The sequence below is a fragment of the Bariatricus sp. HCP28S3_D3 genome (assembly GCF_052065755.1).
In the GTDB taxonomy this organism is placed as follows: Bacteria; Bacillota; Clostridia; order Lachnospirales; family Lachnospiraceae; genus Allocoprococcus.
On sequence record NZ_JBQHTK010000019.1, the window covers coordinates 1 to 19,085 of the forward strand.

Genomic DNA, 19,085 nt, shown 5'->3' on the forward strand with positions numbered 1-19,085 from the left:
TGCCGTATTATCGCTGTCAATCTGCCATTAGCTCCCAGACTGCGCGGTCGATTCTTTAAAGGACGGAAAAATAATTTGTCGTTTGCGTCTCCCTCAATTCGCTGTCCAACATCCAAAGTTTGAGGACAACATTATTCTGACAAGAACGGAACGGCTGATGATGTCCAACCGACCGAAGAATCCTGCCAATGCCAGAAACAAAAATGTTTTGATTATCGGAGGTTCAGGTTCAGGAAAAACAAGGTTCTGGCTGAAACCGAATCTGCTCCAGATGCACTCCAGCTATGTTGTCACAGACCCGAAAGGCAGCATTGTCATCGAGTGCGGCCATGCTTTGTTGAAGCATGGCTATAACATTAAGATTTTCAACACCATCAACTTTAAGAAGTCGATGCACTACAATCCGTTCGCCTATATCCATTCAGAAAAAGACATTCTGAAGCTGGTGACGACATTGATTGCCAATACCAAAGGCGACGGGAAAGCCGGTGACGAGTTCTGGACGAAAGCAGAAACCCTTCTGTACTGTGCCCTGATTGGCTATATCCACTATGAAGCACCGGTAGAGGAACAGAACTTCTCCACTCTGATTGAGTTCTTAAACGCAATGGAGGTGCGTGAGGACGATGAGGAGTTCCAGAATCCGGTTGATCTGATGTTTGAAGCTCTGGAAAAGAAAAAGCCAAATCATTTTGCAGTTCGCCAATATAAGAAGTACAAGCTGGCTGCCGGCAAGACAGCTAAGAGTATCTTGATTAGCTGTGGTGCGAGACTTGCTCCCTTCGATATTCAGGAAGTCCGGGACATTACAGCCTATGACGAATTGCAGTTAGATACCCTCGGAGACAAGAAAACGGCACTGTTCCTGATTATGTCGGACACGGATGCGACTTTTAATTTCCTGATCTCCATGATTTATACCCAGCTGTTCAATCTGCTTTGTGAGAAAGCAGATGATGTGTACGGCGGCAGACTGCCGGTTCATGTGCGCTGTCTGATTGATGAAGCGGCAAATATCGGTCAGATTCCCAATCTGGAAAAGTTGGTTGCGACCATCCGAAGCCGTGAAATCTCTGCCTGCCTTGTCCTTCAGGCACAGTCTCAGCTGAAAGCCATTTATAAGGACAACTCAGACACCATCATTGGCAACATGGATTCCCGTATTTTCCTCGGCGGTTCTGAACCGACCACGTTGAAAGAACTGAATCAGGCACTTGGGAAAGAGACCATCGACACCTACAACACATCAAACACCAGAGGTAACAGCCCGTCCTACGGCATGAATTATCAGAAGCTGGGAAAAGACCTTGCTACTGTGGATGAGCTGGCAGTTCTGGATGGTGGTAAGTGCATCTTGCAGCTGCGTGGTGTGAGACCGTTTCTGTCTGACAAGTACGATCTGACACAGCATCCGAACTATAAGTACACATCAGACTTCGACAAAAAGAATGAGTTCAACATCGAACAGTTTCTGAGTCGTAGATTGAAATTAAAGGCAGGTGACGAATTTGTAGTAGTCGATGCCGATTAAAGGAGGGTCTTAATGGAAAAAACTCCCCAATTCAATATTGAGGAAACATTCTGTGAATACCTGTCCAAGTATTACAGAGGTTCCAACAATCCGGTTTCAAGTAAAACGCTTGAAGCCGTTTTTCATGTAAAAGGGTCAGAAATCAGAAGAATCGTCAATTCCCTGCGGAGCAAAGGGGAACCCATTTGCAGCGATTATGATGGCTACTTCTATGCGGACAATCAGCATGAAATCAATACAACGATTGCTCAGCTGACAAGCCGCATCCAGAAGATTGCAAAAGCAAGGGATGGTCTGGTGAATCGCACCGGCAAAGATGATTGACCCTATTTCCCTTGAAAGGTGGTGGTGATAGATATGATTGCAGTTGAATAGTCTCGTTGTCTCTGCCCTCCGACCGGTTCTCCGGTATCGTGGAGGGCTTTTTTCATTTCAAAATCCAATTCAAATATCAGGAGGAAGAGTATATGGCATTTTTCAACAGCGCAGTAACCGTTCTTCAGACCCTTGTTATCGCTCTCGGCGCAGGTCTCGGCATCTGGGGTGCAATCAACCTGCTTGAAGGCTACGGTAACGACAACCGTGCGACACGTTCGTAAGTGAAAAGCTTGCGCACAAAGTCGAAGGGCAATTGTAGCCCGAAACTTTGGAGAACTGATATTCCGATGGGTGAAATGAGGGGGTAACGTCCCGAAGCGCCACCCTGATACTCCGAATGGCGGGGAGCATGCAACGGCTCTCTCCAAAAGTTTATAGAGCTCGGTGAAGTCGGCAGAGAGCAACCGTAAGACTGGTTTTCAGACCAGACACGAAAGCTGTCCAGAGGTGGATGGTGTTGCCTATATGCCGGGGGTCGGATATCCATGGTGAGAATGTATGAAAATACTGACGAAATTCCGAATGTACGAGTCTAAACGTTGATGCTGTCGAAAGGCGGTACACCTTTCATGGTGGTATCTGTGGGCGAGTAAAATTGGTTGTTATGAAAGTCCATGCATCGTTACAGGCGGTGCGGTTATGCATGACCAGATACAGGCTTAGAGGAAGAACCTAAAGATGTCCAATGATAGGAATATCGGAACGTGGAAAGCTGGGGATACGGAGGCGGTTGCAAGCCAATGATGTGGTGGATGGGAATACCTTCGCGAGAGGGCAATAACCATTCTTTATTCCAGTGAGAGTAGTGGCACAGTACCTGTGAAGCCGTGAATAAGTAAGCGGTGGAGGGATAGCCACAAGTCGAATTCAGCAAAGAAAATGAAAACACAACAAACACAGCTTCGAGTATGACAAAGAAAATCCAAACCGAAGGGAGAGGATGCCTGTGTTGACTTCGGGGCAGCAAGAAAGGAAAAGTAAACAGAGAAAAATCCGCAACTCAGAGTATTACGACATGGAAGGTACTTTTGACAGGCTGTATGCAGAAAGTAAGAAAGATAAAACCTTCAACCATCTGATGGAAATCATCGAGAGTGAAGAAAATATCAAGCTTGCATACAGAACGATAAAGAAGAATACAGGAAGTGATACTTCGGGAGTGGATAAAAGGACGATAGCCGACCTTGCAAAGTTAAGCGAGGAAGAATACGTCCGTCTCATACGGAAACAATTCAGTAATTATCATCCACGACCCGTAAGGCGAGTGGAGATACCAAAGCCCAATGGAAAGACCAGACCTCTGGGAATTCCAACTATCGTAGATCGGATCGTACAGCAATGTATTTTGCAGGTCATGGAGCCGATATGTGAAGCAAAATTCAGTGAGAACTCCAACGGGTTCCGCCCGAACCGTTCCGCTGAGACTGCTATTGCGCAATGCATGAGGCTGATACAGGTACAGCATCTGTACCATGTGGTTGACCTCGATATTAAAGGCTTCTTTGATAATATCAGCCATACAAAGCTGATTCGTCAGATATGGGCATTGGGAATCCGGGACAAAAAGCTGTTATGCATTATAAAAGAGATGCTGAAAGCACCTGTTGTTCTGCCAAATGGGGAGAAAACATATCCCACACGGGGTACCCCGCAAGGCGGTATTTTGTCGCCATTGCTGGCAAACATCGTATTGAATGAACTGGATTGGTGGATTGCTTCCCAGTGGGAGCAGATGCCAACAAAAACAAAATTCAAAACAAGGAGCAATGCGCAGGGAACAGAGATTAAGAGCCACGCCTACAGGGCTCTGCGCCGGAGCAGACTAAAAGAGATGCATGCAGTTCGGTACGCAGATGATTTTAAAATTTTCTGCGCAACACATGAGGATGCTGTAAGAGCATACAAGGCAACAGAGTTATGGCTAAAGGACAGGCTGGGGCTGGAAATCAGCCCTGACAAATCCAAAGTAGTTAATCTCAAAAGACAGTATTCTGATTTTCTCGGGTTCAAACTGAAAGTCCGTAAAAAGGGTAAGAAATATGTAGTTCGGTCTCATATGAGCGATAAAGCATACAAAAAGGCTCATGAAAAAGTCTCGGAAGAAGTAAAGAAACTGGCTCATTCGTCAGATGATAATGCTCAGTTCATGCAGCTTCAGAAATACAACTCTGTAGTTGCCGGACTTCATGAATACTATTGTATTTCTACAGAAGTATCTCATGACTTCAGCAGACTTGCCTTCAGTATCAACAAACAGCTCAGAAACAGACTGAAAGGTGACTTATCCAAAAAGGGACAACTCAGAAATGGGTTCATCAAAGAAAAATATGGAGCAAGCAGACAGATGAGGTTCCTTCATGGACGTCCGGTGGTTCCACTGGGATATGTCCAGTCAAAGAATGCCCAGCATAAAAGGAAATCCATCAATAAATATACGGTCAAAGGTCGGGAACAGATTCATAAGAATCTTGCAATCGACACAGCGACAATGTTATGGCTGATGAGAAATCCTGTAAAAGGCAGAACCATTGAATATGCGGATAACCGTATTTCTTTGTATGCGGCACAGTATGGTAAATGTGCAGTGACAGGAATTCCGATGGATTCTCACGATATTCACTGCCACCATAAAGTGCCGGTTAGCAATGGCGGTTCGGATGAATACGCAAATCTTATTCTTGTCAGCAAAGCGGTTCATATCCTTATCCATGCTTCTTCAGAACCTACGATTGAGAAGTATCTGAAATCCTTAAATCTTGACAATAAACAAATAGAAAAGCTTAACAAACTTCGTTCTATGGCAGAAATGCCACCTATTATTCTTTGAATTTAATGCTGTAACGAAGTGTGTAAGTTGTGTTTAAAAGCCCTGGACGGCTGAATTCGATGGAGCGCCGTGTGCGGTGAAAGTCGCATGCACGGTGTGGAGCGGGGGAAAATCCGGAGATAACTTCAAAGGATTACCTATCGCTATCCGGTGCAAAGTCCCAGGGCATGAAGCAGCTCATGGCAGGCGGCGGTGTCGCTCTCATCGGTACTACCCTTGTACCTCTGCTCTCCGGTCTCTTTGGCTAATCAGCCGCTGGAAACTTACGAACCAATCAATCACGGGTTGGGATAGAAGCTCCCAACCCTATTTTCTATCAAGGAGGAAACGTATATGGCATTTTTCAACAGCGCAGTAACCGTTCTTCAGACCCTCGTTATCGCCCTCGGTGCAGGTCTCGGCATCTGGGGAGCCATCAACCTTCTGGAAGGCTACGGCAACGACAACCCCGGCGCAAATGCTCATGTGCCATAAAGTAACACACAAGAATTTGATAGACAGCAGCCTACCATTCCGTACCCCAAAAGCGCCATTCTGGATTTGTATTCTATTGCATTGGCGATAAGAATTGAAGTTTTGAAAAAAATTTCTCCAATCTTAAATCCTTTTGCATAATCAGTTGTTATTATATAGTGTAAGACGTTTTATACAGGGAAGGCGGTGACACAACATCGAAGATTTTGTACTGATTAAAAAAATCCAAGCGGGCGATACGGAAGCATTTGACGTATTAGTCCGTAAATATTACGGACTAATCTATCAGTTTTGTTACCGCAGATTAAATGGAGATACAGACACCGCAGCAGATATTACACAAGACGTATTTTTGAAATTGTTAGAAAATATTCATGCTGTCCGTATGTTGGGAAAGTTTCAAAATTACTTACTAACTATCGCCGCAAATACCTGTAATAACTATTTCAAAAAGGCGAAGCCCATATACACAGACTTAAACACTTTGGATATTACAGATGATACAAGAAGTGCTTTAGAAAGAATGATAGAAAATGAAAACACAGCAGAAGTCCGTAAAGCACTCCTTTCATTGCCAGATTATCAGAAAGAAGTTATCATTTTGCGCTTTTACCACAACTTGAAAATACGGGAGATTGCAAAAATCACAAAGTCAAATATTCCCACCGTAAAATCAAGGCTAAGACAGGGATTGCAAAAAATAGAGCGATACCTTAATGATTTCAAAGGAGGCGATAATGTATGAAAAAAAATAATGATATTCAAGAATGGCTACAGCTTTATGATACACCTGCTATACCTGAAAACAAAATGAATGAATTGATTTCGGCCGGGAAAAAGTACATGGACTGTGCTGAATTTAACAATGATTCTTTGCAGAGTGTTTTACTAAGTCAATTACAGTATCTTCCTCTCTCTTTTTGGCTTGTTCAAATAGCATTGTTTGCCATAGCTATTCTACTGGTTTGTCTTTTCGGGCATTGGAATGTTTCCTTTCAATATCCTTTGATAGCACTTGTGGTCATTATTCCGTTAATCGTGTTAGTGGGAGTTCGGGAGGTTTCTAAAAGTAACATATACGATATGTGGGAAATAGAACAATCCAGCCGCTGCCAGTTGGTGAAGATTACTGCTTGTCGTATGTTAATCATTGGTTTAGCCGATTTGTTTTTGATAACATTTGTTTTAGTAATAACAAGTTTGTATTACCAACAATCCATAATCGAAGTAATTTTGTATGGTATGGTTCCATTTAATGTTTCCTGTACCTGCTATCTCTTGACAATTATGAAAAATGAAAAGGGGCAAATTTCCTACCATTTATTTGTATGTATGATTTGTATAGCAGTCATATTTTCAATTATTTTGAAACAGGATGTTCTTTTTGAAACATCAATGCTATGGGGCTGGGCTGCCTTTTATTTCTTTTCACTTGCCCTATTAGGGAAAACGGTACGGAACTATTTGAAGCATGAAAAAATGATAGGAGAATCAGCATGGAACTTACAATAAAGAATCTTTCTAAAGAGTATGGAAAAAAGAAAGCGGTACGGTGTTTCAACGCAACTTTGACGAATGGAGTGTATGGCTTATTAGGTGCGAATGGTGCAGGAAAAACCACTCTTATGCGCATGATATGTGATGTTCAAACAGAAACCAAAGGGGCTATTATGCTCAATGGAAAAAACATTCACGATTTAGGAGAACAGTATCGCAATATTTTAGGATATTTACCACAGCATTTTGGGTACTATCCAAACTTTACGGCGTATAAATTTTTGATGTATATTGCAGCAATTAAAGGACTTCCGCACCAAAAAGCTCATAAACGTTCTTTGGAGCTATTGGAAAAAGTTGGATTATCGGAACAAAAGAATGTAAAAATCAAAACTTTTTCCGGCGGGATGAAACAACGGCTGGGGATTGCGCAAGCACTTTTGAACAATCCTAAAATCTTAATTTTAGACGAGCCAACAGCAGGACTTGACCCAAAGGAACGTGTCAGATTTCGTAATCTGATTAGTACGTTGGCCGAAAACCGTATTGTAATTTTATCAACGCATATTGTCTCCGATGTTGAGTACATTGCAAAAGAAATATTGATTATGAAAAATGGAGAATTGTTGCATCAAGGTTCAGCGGAAACAATTTTGCAGCCAATTCAATCGTTTGTATGGGAATGTGACGTAACCCGGCAGGAAGTCGATAGCTTAGAAAAAAACTATGTTGTGGCAAATCTAAAACATAGTGCAGGAGCAGAGCGTTTAAGAATTATATCAGAAGTGGCACCTTGCAAAACTGCGCGGAATGTAGAGCCGACACTAGAGGATTTATATTTATACTACTTTGCGGAGGTGTCTGATAATGAATGATATGATTAAAGCAGAGCGGGGCAAGATAATTTCAAAAAAACCGACTAAAATTTTTTTTGTTATGGGAATTATCCTTATCGTAGCTTATTTTTTCCTATTCCAGTTTGGTTATACCTCTGTATTCTATAACTACGATACCGGGAAAATGGACACTGTAAGTGGATTTGCTGCGATTGAACAAAGAAAAGAAACCGCAAATATGTTTGCAGGCAAATTAACCCCGGATTTATTGACACTTATGGAGCAAAGAATAACAGAAGCACAAACAGCTACCGCTACAAAGGATGAAAATTCGGCTTTTTCTGCGCTTCATGTTTATAGGGATCAGGCAGCTATTTTGGAATACATGACAGAGCCAGACGGAGAAATGAAATCTATTGAAGAAGCCTATCCTAATCATGAATCTATTATTTTAGGATATTGTGACGGGTGGGATAAAATGCTGTCCAGTATGGGGAATGTTTTAGCTATACTTTTATGTCTGCTTGTTGTAATTACTTTATCTCCGGTTTTTTCAGAAGAATATTCCTGCCATACAGATAGCGTGATTTATGCGGCACGCTACGGAAAAACAAAACTAGTGACAGCAAAAATCATAGCTTCTTTAGAAACTGTCATAGGTATGTACATTGTTTTTATGCTGCTTAATGCTGCTCTATATATGGGAATATACGGAGTACAAGGGTGGAATGTAAATATTCAATCCTCATTACATTATGCGTCCTCTACCTATGATTTGACTTTTTTGCAAATGTTCTTAATTTCAGTAGCATTAAATATATTAGGACTTATTGCAATGACAATCATTACGCTATTTATTAGTGCAAAATTGAATGCTCCGGTTACGGCTCTCATTGCTTCATGTGTGGTATGTTTTTTGCCGGTTCTATTCGATTTTTCCGAGAGTGTACCGTTACTGCAAAAGTTACAAGAAGTTTGTCCGATTTTTATGCTTCACATGAATGGCGTATTTACTTCTGTAAAAACATATATGGGTATTCAGCAACCAGTTATTATGTTTTTGTTTAACCTATGTCTTATATGCTTGTTCTATTTTTTGATAAGGAATACGACAAAGAAACATCAAGTTATGGGATAAGTATATACTGAGAGCAAAGCCAGCCGAGCCAGTCAACGGTCAAGATGAACGGCGCGCCGCCGTTGACAGCCCCGCCCGCCTTTGCTGGTAGGCAATCAAGGGGCGACAGCAAGGAGTGCTGCCGCCCCGCACTATTATCAGAGAGGGGGAATTTCCATGACCGAAGATGAAGCCTACAAGGTGCATATCCAGTACACCTTTAACGCCTTTTGCAAGATTGTTATTCGCCATGCAGCCATAGATAAAATCTTGAAGCTGCGCCGGAGGTGGGAACGGGAAGTTTCCCTTGACTACCTGATGAATGAGAAGTTTGTCCAGTTTGCCGAGCCGGAGCAGTTTGAAGAATATCTTTTTACTGCCTGCGGCCAGACCGCCGTTCTGTACCATGCGGAACTTGCCGCCGCCCTTGCCCTTTTGCCGGAGCAGACACAGGAAGAAATCTTCCGTTACTATTTCCTGCGCCAGCCGCAGCGAGTGATCGGCGTACATATCGGCCGGACACGCAGCACAGCGGGGCGGCATATCCAGCTTGCCTTGCAGCGGCTACGGCGGCTTATGGAGGGAAAAGACTATGAGTAAACTTCTCTCCTATGAAACAATCGTCAAAGCCCATGAGGGCGACCCGGACGCAATCGACACCGTTCTTTCCCACTATGCCGGATATATCCGCTACTTTTCCAAAGTACACGGGCAGGTCAACGCCGAGGTTGAGGAATATGTGAAGCAGAAGCTAATTGCCGCGCTATTCAAGTTTCGCTTTGACCGATAAGCCCTAAAACAGAATATCAGCCGCCCACCGGCGCGGCCAGTGAAAGCAGTAAGTCTGAAAAAGATTTGCTGCTTTTTTTGTTGTCCGGCTGCATTCCCGGCCATTTTGCCCTGTTCGGATTGTAGTAGTAAGTGAAGGGGAAATTTTTCTGCCCCGGCGTTTGGCATTTTTGATTTTTGTCCGTAGTAAGAAGCAAAGAGAAAATAAGCCGTTTTGTTTGGCAAATTTCAAAACGCGGTGGTGTAGGGAGTGAAAGGGAAAATTCTCTGCCCCGCCAGTTGCCAAAACCCTGTTGCCCGGATTACAGAAGCAAAAGAAATTTTGAAAAATCCACGACCAGCGGGTAGCTGGCGGCCTTTGAAATGTATCTTTAGCGGAAAGGAAAAAAGACCGCCCACAGCGGGCCGCAAGCCCTGTTCTGTCCGTTCTATGTACGGAAAAACCCGACAGGGGCAGTCTGCGGCAGTCTTAGAGCAAGTTTCTACCACGGTGCCAAAATCCGCAATTCTGCGGTTTTGCCCCTCGCGGGAAACTTGTTGGGGAGTGCCTTCCCCAAACCCTGCTATGGCGGCTTGCGCCGCAAAAATATTTCCGTCCGGCAGGCCGTTTTTTTGCGAGAACTGCCCCGGAAATACCTAACAGACCAGCCTATTTTTTGTGATAAGTGAAAGGAGGTTTACAGCCCATGCCGAAGCGATACAACACACCTCACCGCAGCCGCGTTGTGAAAACCCGGCTGTCCGAAGATGAATACGCCGACTTCACAGCGCGGCTTGCGCCCTATGGTATCAGCCAGTCCGAATTTCTCCGGCAGGCGATACGGCGCACCGCCATACGCCCTATTATCCATGTGTCAGCGGTCAATGACGAACTGCTTTCCGCTGTCGGGAAACTCACAGCCGAGTACGGCAGGATTGGCGGCAACCTCAACCAGATTGCCCGGTATCTGAACGAGTACGGCGCACCCTATAACGCGCTGTCCGGCGAGGTACGCGCCGCCATAGCCGACCTTGCCGCCCTCAAGTATGAAGTCCTCAGGAAAGTAGGTGACGCAGTTGGCAACACTCAAGCATATCAACTCTAAAAACGCCGACTACGGAGCCGCCGAACAATACCTGCTGTTTGAGCATGACGAGTTTACCATGAAGCCCGTCCTTGATGAAACCGGCAGGCTTATCCCCCGCGAGGACTACCGGCTGTCCACGCTGAACTGCGGCGGGGAGGATTTTGCCGTTGCCTGTATGCGGGCAAATCTCCGCTATGAGAAAAACCAGCGGCGGGAAGATGTGAAAAGCCACCACTATATCATCAGCTTTGACCCACGGGACGGCCCGGACAACGGCCTGACCGTAGACCGGGCGCAGGCGTTAGGAGAGCAATTCTGTAAAGAGCATTTCCCCGGCCATCAAGCCCTTGTATGTACCCACCCGGACGGCCATAACCACAGCGGCAATATTCATGTGCATATCGTTATCAATTCGCTGCGGATAGAGGAAGTCCCGTTCCTGCCCTACATGGACAGGCCAGCCGACACGAAAGCCGGTTGCAAGCACCGCTGTACTGACGCGGCCTTGCGCTACTTCAAATCCGAAGTCATGGAGATGTGCCACCGGGAGGGGCTTTACCAAATCGACCTCTTGAACGGCAGCAAGAACCGCGTCACAGACCGGGAGTATTGGGCGCAGAAAAAGGGACAGGCCGCGCTGGACAAGCAGAACGCCCCCATGATTGCAGGCGGTATCACGCCCCGGCAGACCAAGTTTGAAACGAACAAGGAGAAGCTGCGGCAGACCATACGCGCCGCGCTGTCTGCGGCGACCTCATTCGAGGACTTTTCCTCTCTGCTGCTGCGGGAGGGCGTGGCCGTCAAGGAGAGCCGGGGGCGGCTATCCTATCTCACGCCGGACAGGACAAAGCCCATTACTGCCCGCAAGCTGGGTGACGATTTTGACCGCACCGCTGTCCTTGCCGTTTTGGAGCAGAACGCCCAGAGGGGCGTAACAGTTCATTCCGTCCCCCAGCCGCAGACCCATGCCGCCGGAGCCGCAGAAAAGACCGAAGCCCTGTCTATCAAAGACCAACTACGGGCAGACAGAGCCGCCAAGACCGCCCCGAAAGAGGACGGTGTGCAGCGGCTTGTGGACATTGAGCAGAAAATGGCCGAGGGCAAAGGCCGGGGCTATGAACGCTGGGCGGCCATGCACAACCTCAAACAGATGGCCGCGACGCTGAATGTGTATCAGGAATACGGCTTCACTTCCCCGGAGCAGTTAGAAGCTGCCGTTGATACCGCCTATCAGGAAATGCGCCAGACCAGCGGCGAACTGAAAACGCTGGAAACGAAGCTGCAAGGGAAAAAGGAGTTGCAGCAACAGGTACTTGCCTACGCCAAGACCAAGCCTGCCCGCGACGGGCTGAAAGCGCAGAAATCCCCCAAAGCCCGCGAAGCATACCGGCAGGCGCATGAGAGCGACTTTATCATAGCCGACGCAGCCGCCCGGTATTTCAAGGCGCATGGCATTACCAAGCTGCCCGCCCGGAAAGCGTTGCAGGACGAGATCGAGCAGCTTGTCTCCAAGAAATCCGGCCTTTATAACACCTACCACGAACAGAAGCAGCGGTATGCGGAGTTGCAGACGGTCAAGCGGAACATCGACCAGATTTTGCGCCGGGAGGAACCCCGCCGCAGAAAGGAGCAGAGCCATGAGCGATAAGCTGCCGAGAATGGACTACCGCCAGCACCGGCGGGCGCGGCGGCTGGTGCATGAGTGCTGTAACTACGACGAGGGAAACTGCCTGCTGTTGGACGACGGGGAGCCTTGCGTGTGCGCCCAGAGCATTTCCCTTTCCCTCATGTGCCGCTGGTTCCGTGTGGCTGTCCTGCCACTTGACGGGGAACTGGCCGCAGCCCTCTTGTACCGGGGGAGCCGGAAACGGTGTGCCGTCTGCGGGGCAGCATTTGTCCCCAAATCCAACCGGGGGAAATACTGCCCCGACTGCGCCGCCAGAGTACGCCGCCGCAAAGAAGCCGAGCGACAGCGCAAACGCTACCACCTTTCTACGCATTTAGGGGCTGTCAAACCCTTGTAAATCAAGGCTTTTTTGCCCGCCCTCAACGGGGGCTTGATACATTTATCCTTTTCCCCCGGAAACGGCGTTCTAAATGCGTACAAACGCCCTAAATCCACCCAAAGGAGGAACCATGTCAGACAACCGAAAATACTACTACCTCAAGCTGAAAGAGAATTACTTTGACGAGGATGCTATCGTGCTGCTGGAAAGTATGCAGGACGGTATCCTCTATTCCAACATTCTCTTGAAACTGTACCTGAAATCGCTGAAAAACGGCGGGAAGTTGCAGCTTGATGAAAATATTCCCTACACCGCGCAGATGATTGCCACCATTACCCGCCAGCAAGTTGGCACCGTAGAGCGAGCCTTGCAGATTTTTATGAAGCTGGGGCTTGTGGAGCCGTTACAGAACGGCGCGTTGTATATGAGCAACATTGAACTGCTTATCGGCCAATCCTCTACCGAGGGGGAGCGGAAACGGCGGGCAAGGCTGGCTTTGCAGGAGCAGAAAGCCTTGCCAAAGGCCGGGGCGGACAAATGTCCACCATATCAAGCGGACATTTGTCCACCAGAGATAGAGATAGAGAAAGAGATAGAGATAGAAAAAGAGAGAGAGCGAGAGTTAGATACGGGACAGCCTGCCCGCGCCGCCTATGGCCGATATGAAAATGTCTTTCTTTCGCAATCAGAACTGGACGGGCTGAAAGCAGACCTGCCCGACAAATGGAACTATTACATTGACCGGCTATCCTGCCATATCGCGTCCAGCGGCAAGCGATACCGCAGCCATGCCGCCACAATCTACAAATGGGCGCAGGAGGACGCAGCCAGGAAATCCCCGAAAAAGGGCATACCAGACTACTCATGCAAGGAGGGCGAGAGTTTATGAAGAACGAAATCAACGCTGTTTTGGAGAATATGACGGCTGCCACCCCGGAGCCGGAGGACTACACCGGCGAGGATGGTTTACTGTACTGCGGCAAGTGCCATAAGCCGAAAGAAGCCTATTTTGCGCCGGATAAGGCCGCTATCTTTGGCCGTGACCGCCACCCGGCAGAGTGCGACTGCCAGAGAGCCGCCCGCGAGGAACGGGAGGCCGCCGAGAAGCGGCGCAGGCACCTTGACACCGTGGAAGAACTGAAACGCCGGGGCTTTACCGACCCCACCATGCGGGACTGGACTTTTGAGAACGACAACGGCAGGAACCCGCAGGCCGGGATTGCCCGCCGGTATGTGGAACACTGGGAGGATATGCGAACCGACAATATCGGCTGCCTGTTCTGGGGCGGCGTGGGAACCGGGAAAAGCTACCTTGCGGGCTGTATCGCAAACGCCCTAATGGAGAAAGAAATCCCCGTCCACATGACAAACTTTGCCCTTATCCTCAACGACCTTGCCGCCAGCTTTGAGAACCGCAACGAGTACATTTCCCACCTTTGCCGCTATCCGCTGCTTATCCTTGACGACTTCGGCATGGAGCGCGGGACAGAATACGGGCTGGAACAGGTTTTCAATGTGATTGACAGCCGTTACCGCAGCGGCAAGCCGCTGATCGTCACGACCAACCTCACGCTGGACGACCTGCGAAACCCGGAGGACACCGCCCATTCCCGGATTTATGACCGGCTGCTTTCCATGTGCGTCCCGGTACGCTTTACCGGCGACAACTTCCGGCAGGAAGCTGCGCAGCGGAAAATGGAGAGCATGAAGAAACTGATTACCGACTGAAAGGAGTATTGCCTATGGCAGATAACAAGCAGCACGACCACCGCACCACCCGCCGCCCCGACTGCGTGACGGAAATTCGCATGGGCAACTCCGTCCTTGTCGTGTCCGGCTATTTCAAGAAAGACACCACAACCACCGCCGCCGATAAAATGGCGCGGGTACTGGAAGCGGAAGCCGCTACCATACACAAATCCCCCTTTACCGCCTAAGCGGAGCATGGAAAAGCGGTCACGCCGGGGAGCATGACCGCTGGAACGATAGCCGGATTTGAGATTATTTCTGCTTTCTTTTTCTGCTTCCAATTATTGATACTGCAAACACAAGACAGGCAATGAGCAGATAGAAAATCCAATCCTTTGTAAATATCGCCGCTATCAGTAAAACGATTGCGATAACAATAGAAATAGCTAATAAAACACTTCTTTTCATAAGTGCTACTCCTTCAAACAAGCCGAGATTTTGTAATAAAACAAGTATAGCATACGAATTTGAATTTTTCTACCACCATATTTACAACGAGAAGCCGTGAAATAAAAATCGTCATTTTTTATAGGCTATAAAGAAGCAGTTTTGACGCTTTTACCGCTATACAGCCCCCGCTGTTCCGTGGTACAATAAAGCTACGGAATAGTGGGGCTGGCTGTCGGAAACGGAGGATTTTATGTTAAGACAAGCCACCCAAAACCTAATTACCGCCCTTTATCCGAGATTGTCCCATGAGGACGAATTGCAAGGCGAGAGCAATTCCATATCGAACCAGAAAAGGATACTCGAAGCCTACGCAAAACAGAACGGCTTTACCAATCTGCGCTGGTACACCGACGACGGTTATTCCGGGGCAAATTTCCAAAGGCCGGGCTTTCAGTCTATGCTTGCAGACATTGAAGCCGGGAAAGTGGGAACCGTTATCGTCAAGGATATGTCGAGGTTGGGGCGAAATTACCTGCAAGTGGGGTTTTACACGGAAATGCTGTTCCCTCAAAAGGGTGTGCGGTTTATCGCTGTCAACGACAATGTGGACAGCGCAAACGGCGGCATGGACAACGATTTTACCCCGCTGCGAAATCTGTTCAACGAATGGCTGGTGAGAGATACGAGCAAGAAAATCAAGGCAGTTAAAAAATCAAAAGGCATGAGCGGCAAGCCTGTTACCAGCAAGCCGGTTTATGGCTATCTCATGGACGAGGACGAAAACTTCATCATTGACGAGGAAGCCGCCCCGGTGGTACAGCAGATTTACAAGCTTTGCCTTGCCGGGAACGGCCCGACCAAGATTGCCCGTATGCTGACCGAGCAGCAAATCCCCACGCCGGGGACGCTGGAATATCAGCGGACAGGAAGCACCCGCCGTTATCACCCCGGCTATGAGTGCAAATGGGCGACCAACACCGTGGTGCATATCCTTGAAAACCGGGAATACACCGGCTGTCTGGTGAACTTCAAGACGGAAAAGCCCTCTTACAAGACCAAGCACAGCGTAGAGAACCCCATTGAGAAACAGGCGATTTTCGAGAACCACCATGAGCCGATTATTGACCGTGAAACATGGGAACGGGTGCAGGAACTCCGCAAGCAGCGCAAGCGCCCCAACCGCTACGATGAAGTGGGGCTGTTCTCCGGGATTTTGTTCTGCGCAGACTGCGGCCATGTGCTGTATCAGCAGCGGTATCAGAACAAAGACCGCAAGCAGGACTGTTACATTTGCGGCAGCTACAAGAAACGCACCCGGAACTGTACGGCGCACTTTATCCGCACCGACCTGTTGACCGCTGGTGTCCTGGCAAATCTCCGGCAAGTGACCGAATACGCAGCCAAGCATGAGAGCCGGTTTGTGAAGCTGCTTATCCAGCAGAACGAGATCGGCGGCAAGAGAAAGACCGCCGCAGCCACGAAGCAGCTTGAACAGGCGCAGGAGCGCATTGCCGAAGTGAGCCGCATTATCAAGCGGCTGTATGAGGACAATGTGAACGGCAAAATCAGCGACGAGCGTTTCATGGAACTGTCGGCAGACTATGAGCAGGAACAGCGGGAACTGAAAGACCGCGCCGCCGCTTTGCAGGAGGAACTGGACAAATCGCAGGCCGCCACCGTCAACGCGGAAAAGTTTATGGGTATCGTCCGAAAGTACCTTGCCTTTGAGGAACTTACCCCCACCCTCTTGCGAGAGATGATTGAGAAAATCGTCGTGCATGAGTGCAGCTATGACGAGAACGGCACCCGCAGACAGGACATTGAGATTTATTACAGCTTTGTCGGCAAGATTGACTTGCCGGAATAACCGCCCGACCTATCCGACACAATGCGCAAGTGCCGGATAGGAACGGCAAAATTTTTTACACTTCTATTACTTCTTTATCGCACATCAGTAAAGTCCCAGGGCATGAAGCAGTTCATGGCTAATTAAAGGGAACAAAAAGAAAGGAAAAGCCAATCCAGACGGTATCAGCGGCAGGCTACAAGAATAAATTGTGATTTCACAAGATTGGTGCTATAATAAGAGAAAAGTTCCTGCCGGGGCAGCCGCTCCGGTGGTATGGATAGAAAGGCAGGAAAACAATATGCACATCAGCTATAAACCACTCTGGCACACACTGTTAGAGCGTGATATGAGAAAAGAGGATTTAAGGCTTGCCGCTGGTATGACAACAAATATGATTGCCAACATGAGCAAAGAGGGAAAGCACATCAGCATGGATACATTAGCCCGTATCTGCGAAACGCTGAATTGTGAGATTACCGATGTGATTGAGTTAGTACCAGACGAGCCTGCTTCCACAGGAGGTAAGGAACATGAGCGAATTGAAACCAAGAATAAAAGAAAACGGAATTGATTATATCCTTGTTGGAGATTACTACATCCCGGACTTGAAGTTGCCGGAGGAACACCGCCCCATCGGAAAGTACGGACGGATGCACCGGGAATATTTAAGAGAAGTCTGCCCAGCCAGATTACACACATTGACCCTGACCGGGGAATTGTGGACATATCTTGCAGACCTGAACGAACAGGCACAGAAACGGTTAGACACCATCATGGAGCAGATGAAAGCTGCCGAGGGCGTGACCGAGGAATTGAAGCGTACCCGTCAAATGGAATGGGTGCAGCGTTGCAATAACATTCACAACCGGGCAGAAGAAATTGTTTTACATGAGATGATTTATTCATAACGGTATGGTAGAATGATTATTACAAATTAGAAGTTGTAAAGGAGACTTTGTATGGGTAGAAAAGAAATAACAACAAAAGAAGATTTAATGAAAGTAATAGAATTATTCGAAAATACTGGAATTACATACTGGTTGGATGGCGGATGGGGTGTAGATATTTTAGCTGGTAAACAAACAAGAATTCATAGAGATATAGATATAAATTTTGATGCTCAACATACGGAAAAATTGTTAAATGTGCTTTTGAATCTGGGCTATAAAATTGATACAGACTGGAAACCGGTTAGAATAGAGTTATATAGTGATGAACTTGGTTACTTAGACATTCACCCGTTCGTTTTAAGTGAGGACGGAACTTCAAAACAAGCTGATTTAGAGGGTGGCTGGTATGAGTTTGAAAAAGATTACTTTGGTAGTGCTTTTTTTGAAGGAAAAACAATTCCTTGTATATCCTTAAAAGGCCAAAGAGTTTTCCATTCAGGTTATGAATTAAGAGATAAAGATAAGCATGATATTTCAATTCTTGAAAGTTTATCAAAATAACATTGCTGTAATTTCTAAGATAAATTCCACTTTATCGCTTTGAAATTTTAACTGAATAAGTATAGCACCAACCGCTGCTACATGGAAGCAAACACAACCATGCAACAGCGGTTTTTCTTTACCGTTTTTTCCTTTGACTGATAGGAGTTCCTGTTTTCTTTGATTTTTGTAGAATCCGAATGAGCCAGCGAAATTCTTCGTCTGACAGATTTTTATAGTTGATGCCGAGCTGCTTGCAGTAAAGGACAACCAGCTTTTCATCCCGACTGCCCTTGAAATTTTCAACCGCTTCCAAATTTTCTTTCAATTCATCGGCAACGGTGGTCTGGGGCGCACTCTCGCTGTCCTTTTTGTGGGCTTCCCGAATATCCCGGATAATGAGATTGAGGTCATCAAGAACCATGTGGCTGAAATATTCATCATCGCTGATATGGGCGGCTTGCAGCACTTTCAAATGCGGGTCGTCTTCGCCGGGGCGATACCGTTCAATGATTTCATGCCGGACAGTATCGACAAGGGCGTTGAGGTTTTGAATCTGCATGGTGGCAATCCCATCTACATAAATCTCAATGTCCGCAAGAAACTTGATAAAGTCCTTATGAGTGGCAAGCTCACAGAGCAGACGGTTGTTAATCCGACCGCCTTTCAGAAGTGCCACCATCTCATCATTCAAATGCAGCTCTGTTAGTGGCGTGTTGATCTGCTCCCGGTTCTCTGTCCGGCACAGCAGATAATCAACGGAAACCCCATAGAAGTCTGCCAGCGTGATAAGGTTGCCATGATTGATTTCCTTATAATCCTCTTTTTCATAACTGCCAAGAGCTGATTTGGAAATGCCCGTCAGCTCTGATAATTCTTCCAGATTTAAGCCTTTGTCCTTGCGGAGTTCCCAAAGGCGTTCCTGTATGCTTGTCGCTCCTTTCATGGGCGCACGCTCCTTTCCGGCGGTTTCATTACTGCCGCTTAACTGGATTATATCATACTTTCCGCAATCGTGGAAATTTCTGATTTTTACCCTTAATTCCTACTTTGTGGACATACGGCACAGGGCACAAAAATGTTCTATGATACAGGTAGTTCATCGATGGATTATTCCAATCGAATGACCAGCCTGTGTGGGATAT

Annotated in this window: 20 protein-coding genes and 6 pseudogenes; 24 read left to right on the forward strand and 2 right to left on the reverse strand. The window is 47.1% G+C overall.

The window, feature by feature from the left end; all coding sequences use genetic code 11:
* Positions 1–112: 112 nt before the first annotated feature.
* The 19 genes and pseudogenes from ACTNB3_RS11670 to ACTNB3_RS11760 all read left to right on the forward strand — a co-directional run.
* Positions 113–1,531 (forward strand): annotated as a pseudogene (locus tag ACTNB3_RS11670) (VirD4-like conjugal transfer protein, CD1115 family); the annotation flags it as partial.
* A gap of 12 nt (positions 1,532–1,543) precedes the next feature.
* Positions 1,544–1,855, forward strand: a complete 312-nt coding sequence (locus tag ACTNB3_RS11675) for a hypothetical protein (protein WP_173876987.1) — start codon at positions 1,544–1,546, stop codon at positions 1,853–1,855.
* 143 nt (positions 1,856–1,998) lie between these two features.
* A pseudogene (locus ACTNB3_RS11680) lies at positions 1,999–2,127 on the forward strand (Maff2 family mobile element protein); the annotation flags it as partial.
* Between the two features lie 722 nt (positions 2,128–2,849).
* On the forward strand, positions 2,850–4,736 hold the full coding sequence (gene ltrA, locus ACTNB3_RS11685) for a group II intron reverse transcriptase/maturase (RefSeq protein ID WP_101695384.1): 1,887 nt from the start codon (positions 2,850–2,852) through the stop codon (positions 4,734–4,736).
* Positions 4,737–4,885: 149 nt separating this feature from the next.
* A pseudogene (locus tag ACTNB3_RS11690) lies at positions 4,886–4,984 on the forward strand (Maff2 family mobile element protein); the annotation flags it as partial.
* A gap of 85 nt (positions 4,985–5,069) precedes the next feature.
* Positions 5,070–5,210, forward strand: coding sequence for a Maff2 family mobile element protein (locus tag ACTNB3_RS11695; RefSeq protein ID WP_002578913.1), 141 nt, complete (start codon positions 5,070–5,072; stop codon positions 5,208–5,210).
* A 223-nt stretch (positions 5,211–5,433) separates the two neighbouring features.
* Positions 5,434–5,955: an RNA polymerase sigma factor gene (locus tag ACTNB3_RS11700; protein WP_441025899.1), complete on the forward strand. Its 522-nt coding sequence runs from the start codon at positions 5,434–5,436 to the stop codon at positions 5,953–5,955.
* Positions 5,952–6,722: a hypothetical protein gene (locus tag ACTNB3_RS11705; RefSeq protein ID WP_441016328.1), complete on the forward strand. Its 771-nt coding sequence runs from the start codon at positions 5,952–5,954 to the stop codon at positions 6,720–6,722. The genes ACTNB3_RS11700 and ACTNB3_RS11705 overlap by 4 nt, the downstream gene beginning before the upstream one ends.
* Positions 6,707–7,582 carry an ABC transporter ATP-binding protein gene (locus tag ACTNB3_RS11710; RefSeq protein ID WP_407879140.1) on the forward strand — a complete coding sequence of 292 codons (876 nt, stop codon included), beginning with the start codon at positions 6,707–6,709 and terminating at the stop codon, positions 7,580–7,582. The genes ACTNB3_RS11705 and ACTNB3_RS11710 overlap by 16 nt, the downstream gene beginning before the upstream one ends.
* Entirely contained in the window at positions 7,575–8,681 is a 1,107-nt protein-coding gene (locus ACTNB3_RS11715) for an ABC transporter permease (RefSeq protein ID WP_441016325.1), read from the forward strand. Before ACTNB3_RS11710 ends, ACTNB3_RS11715 begins: the two co-directional genes overlap by 8 nt.
* Before the next feature lie 156 nt (positions 8,682–8,837).
* A complete protein-coding gene (locus ACTNB3_RS11720) occupies positions 8,838–9,260 on the forward strand; it encodes a sigma-70 family RNA polymerase sigma factor (protein WP_441016322.1) in 423 nt (140 codons plus the stop codon).
* Positions 9,253–9,450 carry a helix-turn-helix domain-containing protein gene (locus ACTNB3_RS11725; RefSeq protein ID WP_249279599.1) on the forward strand — a complete coding sequence of 66 codons (198 nt, stop codon included), beginning with the start codon at positions 9,253–9,255 and terminating at the stop codon, positions 9,448–9,450. Before ACTNB3_RS11720 ends, ACTNB3_RS11725 begins: the two co-directional genes overlap by 8 nt.
* Positions 9,451–10,135: 685 nt before the next feature.
* Positions 10,136–10,534, forward strand: a complete 399-nt coding sequence (locus ACTNB3_RS11730) for a plasmid mobilization protein (protein ID WP_441016316.1) — start codon at positions 10,136–10,138, stop codon at positions 10,532–10,534.
* Positions 10,506–11,445: pseudogene (locus tag ACTNB3_RS11735) on the forward strand (relaxase/mobilization nuclease domain-containing protein); the annotation flags it as partial. The gene ACTNB3_RS11730 and the pseudogene ACTNB3_RS11735, both read left to right, overlap by 29 nt.
* A gap of 71 nt (positions 11,446–11,516) precedes the next feature.
* Positions 11,517–12,164 (forward strand): annotated as a pseudogene (locus ACTNB3_RS11740) (relaxase/mobilization nuclease domain-containing protein); the annotation flags it as partial.
* Positions 12,154–12,540, forward strand: a complete 387-nt coding sequence (locus tag ACTNB3_RS11745; RefSeq protein ID WP_441025849.1) for a cysteine-rich VLP domain-containing protein — start codon at positions 12,154–12,156, stop codon at positions 12,538–12,540. The pseudogene ACTNB3_RS11740 and the gene ACTNB3_RS11745, both read left to right, overlap by 11 nt.
* Positions 12,541–12,652: 112 nt before the next feature.
* On the forward strand, positions 12,653–13,411 hold the full coding sequence (locus ACTNB3_RS11750; RefSeq protein ID WP_087284433.1) for a phage replisome organizer N-terminal domain-containing protein: 759 nt from the start codon (positions 12,653–12,655) through the stop codon (positions 13,409–13,411).
* The gene (locus ACTNB3_RS11755) at positions 13,408–14,250 is read left to right on the forward strand and encodes an ATP-binding protein (protein ID WP_441016310.1); all 843 of its coding nucleotides are present in this window, start codon (positions 13,408–13,410) and stop codon (positions 14,248–14,250) included. Before ACTNB3_RS11750 ends, ACTNB3_RS11755 begins: the two co-directional genes overlap by 4 nt.
* A 14-nt stretch (positions 14,251–14,264) precedes the next feature.
* Positions 14,265–14,459 carry a transposon-encoded TnpW family protein gene (locus tag ACTNB3_RS11760; protein WP_441016307.1) on the forward strand — a complete coding sequence of 65 codons (195 nt, stop codon included), beginning with the start codon at positions 14,265–14,267 and terminating at the stop codon, positions 14,457–14,459.
* Between the two features lie 64 nt (positions 14,460–14,523).
* Here the strand turns inward: ACTNB3_RS11760 and ACTNB3_RS11765 are convergent, their stop codons facing one another.
* The gene (locus tag ACTNB3_RS11765) at positions 14,524–14,679 is read right to left on the reverse strand and encodes a hypothetical protein (RefSeq protein ID WP_441016304.1); all 156 of its coding nucleotides are present in this window, start codon (positions 14,677–14,679) and stop codon (positions 14,524–14,526) included.
* A 232-nt stretch (positions 14,680–14,911) separates the two neighbouring features.
* Here ACTNB3_RS11765 and ACTNB3_RS11770 point away from each other — a divergent pair, with 232 nt between their 5' ends.
* The 5 genes and pseudogenes from ACTNB3_RS11770 (at position 14,912) to ACTNB3_RS11790 (ending at position 17,961) form a co-directional block, all read left to right on the forward strand.
* The gene (locus ACTNB3_RS11770; RefSeq protein WP_441016301.1) at positions 14,912–16,528 is read left to right on the forward strand and encodes a recombinase family protein; all 1,617 of its coding nucleotides are present in this window, start codon (positions 14,912–14,914) and stop codon (positions 16,526–16,528) included.
* A gap of 21 nt (positions 16,529–16,549) precedes the next feature.
* Positions 16,550–16,648, forward strand: a pseudogene (locus tag ACTNB3_RS11775) (Maff2 family mobile element protein); the annotation flags it as partial.
* A 160-nt stretch (positions 16,649–16,808) separates the two neighbouring features.
* Complete coding sequence (locus tag ACTNB3_RS11780) at positions 16,809–17,081, forward strand: helix-turn-helix domain-containing protein (RefSeq protein WP_002584334.1); 273 nt, start codon at positions 16,809–16,811, stop codon at positions 17,079–17,081.
* Positions 17,041–17,418: a TnpV protein gene (locus tag ACTNB3_RS11785; protein ID WP_002584333.1), complete on the forward strand. Its 378-nt coding sequence runs from the start codon at positions 17,041–17,043 to the stop codon at positions 17,416–17,418. The genes ACTNB3_RS11780 and ACTNB3_RS11785 overlap by 41 nt, the downstream gene beginning before the upstream one ends.
* A gap of 51 nt (positions 17,419–17,469) precedes the next feature.
* Positions 17,470–17,961, forward strand: coding sequence for a nucleotidyltransferase domain-containing protein (locus ACTNB3_RS11790; RefSeq protein ID WP_002584332.1), 492 nt, complete (start codon positions 17,470–17,472; stop codon positions 17,959–17,961).
* 118 nt (positions 17,962–18,079) lie between these two features.
* Here ACTNB3_RS11790 and ACTNB3_RS11795 read toward each other — a convergent pair whose 3' ends face one another.
* On the reverse strand, positions 18,080–18,886 hold the full coding sequence (locus ACTNB3_RS11795; protein ID WP_002584331.1) for a helix-turn-helix domain-containing protein: 807 nt from the start codon (positions 18,884–18,886) through the stop codon (positions 18,080–18,082).
* Between the last annotated feature and the right edge of the window lie 199 nt (positions 18,887–19,085).

Bases quoted from the DNA above. Each gene is read 5' to 3' on its own strand.
- ACTNB3_RS11675 (WP_173876987.1), top strand. From the start codon at position 1,544: ATGGAAAAAACTCCCCAATTCAATATTGAGGAAACATTCTGTGAATAC.
- ltrA (WP_101695384.1), top strand. From the start codon at position 2,850: ATGCCTGTGTTGACTTCGGGGCAGCAAGAAAGGAAAAGTAAACAGAGA.
- ACTNB3_RS11695 (WP_002578913.1), top strand. From the start codon at position 5,070: ATGGCATTTTTCAACAGCGCAGTAACCGTTCTTCAGACCCTCGTTATC.
- ACTNB3_RS11705 (WP_441016328.1), top strand. From the start codon at position 5,952: ATGAAAAAAAATAATGATATTCAAGAATGGCTACAGCTTTATGATACA.
- ACTNB3_RS11710 (WP_407879140.1), top strand. From the start codon at position 6,707: ATGGAACTTACAATAAAGAATCTTTCTAAAGAGTATGGAAAAAAGAAA.
- ACTNB3_RS11715 (WP_441016325.1), top strand. From the start codon at position 7,575: ATGAATGATATGATTAAAGCAGAGCGGGGCAAGATAATTTCAAAAAAA.
- ACTNB3_RS11720 (WP_441016322.1), top strand. From the start codon at position 8,838: ATGACCGAAGATGAAGCCTACAAGGTGCATATCCAGTACACCTTTAAC.
- ACTNB3_RS11725 (WP_249279599.1), top strand. From the start codon at position 9,253: ATGAGTAAACTTCTCTCCTATGAAACAATCGTCAAAGCCCATGAGGGC.
- ACTNB3_RS11730 (WP_441016316.1), top strand. From the start codon at position 10,136: ATGCCGAAGCGATACAACACACCTCACCGCAGCCGCGTTGTGAAAACC.
- ACTNB3_RS11745 (WP_441025849.1), top strand. From the start codon at position 12,154: ATGAGCGATAAGCTGCCGAGAATGGACTACCGCCAGCACCGGCGGGCG.
- ACTNB3_RS11750 (WP_087284433.1), top strand. From the start codon at position 12,653: ATGTCAGACAACCGAAAATACTACTACCTCAAGCTGAAAGAGAATTAC.
- ACTNB3_RS11755 (WP_441016310.1), top strand. From the start codon at position 13,408: ATGAAGAACGAAATCAACGCTGTTTTGGAGAATATGACGGCTGCCACC.
- ACTNB3_RS11760 (WP_441016307.1), top strand. From the start codon at position 14,265: ATGGCAGATAACAAGCAGCACGACCACCGCACCACCCGCCGCCCCGAC.
- ACTNB3_RS11765 (WP_441016304.1), bottom strand. From the start codon at position 14,679: ATGAAAAGAAGTGTTTTATTAGCTATTTCTATTGTTATCGCAATCGTT.
- ACTNB3_RS11770 (WP_441016301.1), top strand. From the start codon at position 14,912: ATGTTAAGACAAGCCACCCAAAACCTAATTACCGCCCTTTATCCGAGA.
- ACTNB3_RS11780 (WP_002584334.1), top strand. From the start codon at position 16,809: ATGCACATCAGCTATAAACCACTCTGGCACACACTGTTAGAGCGTGAT.
- ACTNB3_RS11785 (WP_002584333.1), top strand. From the start codon at position 17,041: ATGAGCGAATTGAAACCAAGAATAAAAGAAAACGGAATTGATTATATC.
- ACTNB3_RS11790 (WP_002584332.1), top strand. From the start codon at position 17,470: ATGGGTAGAAAAGAAATAACAACAAAAGAAGATTTAATGAAAGTAATA.
- ACTNB3_RS11795 (WP_002584331.1), bottom strand. From the start codon at position 18,886: ATGAAAGGAGCGACAAGCATACAGGAACGCCTTTGGGAACTCCGCAAG.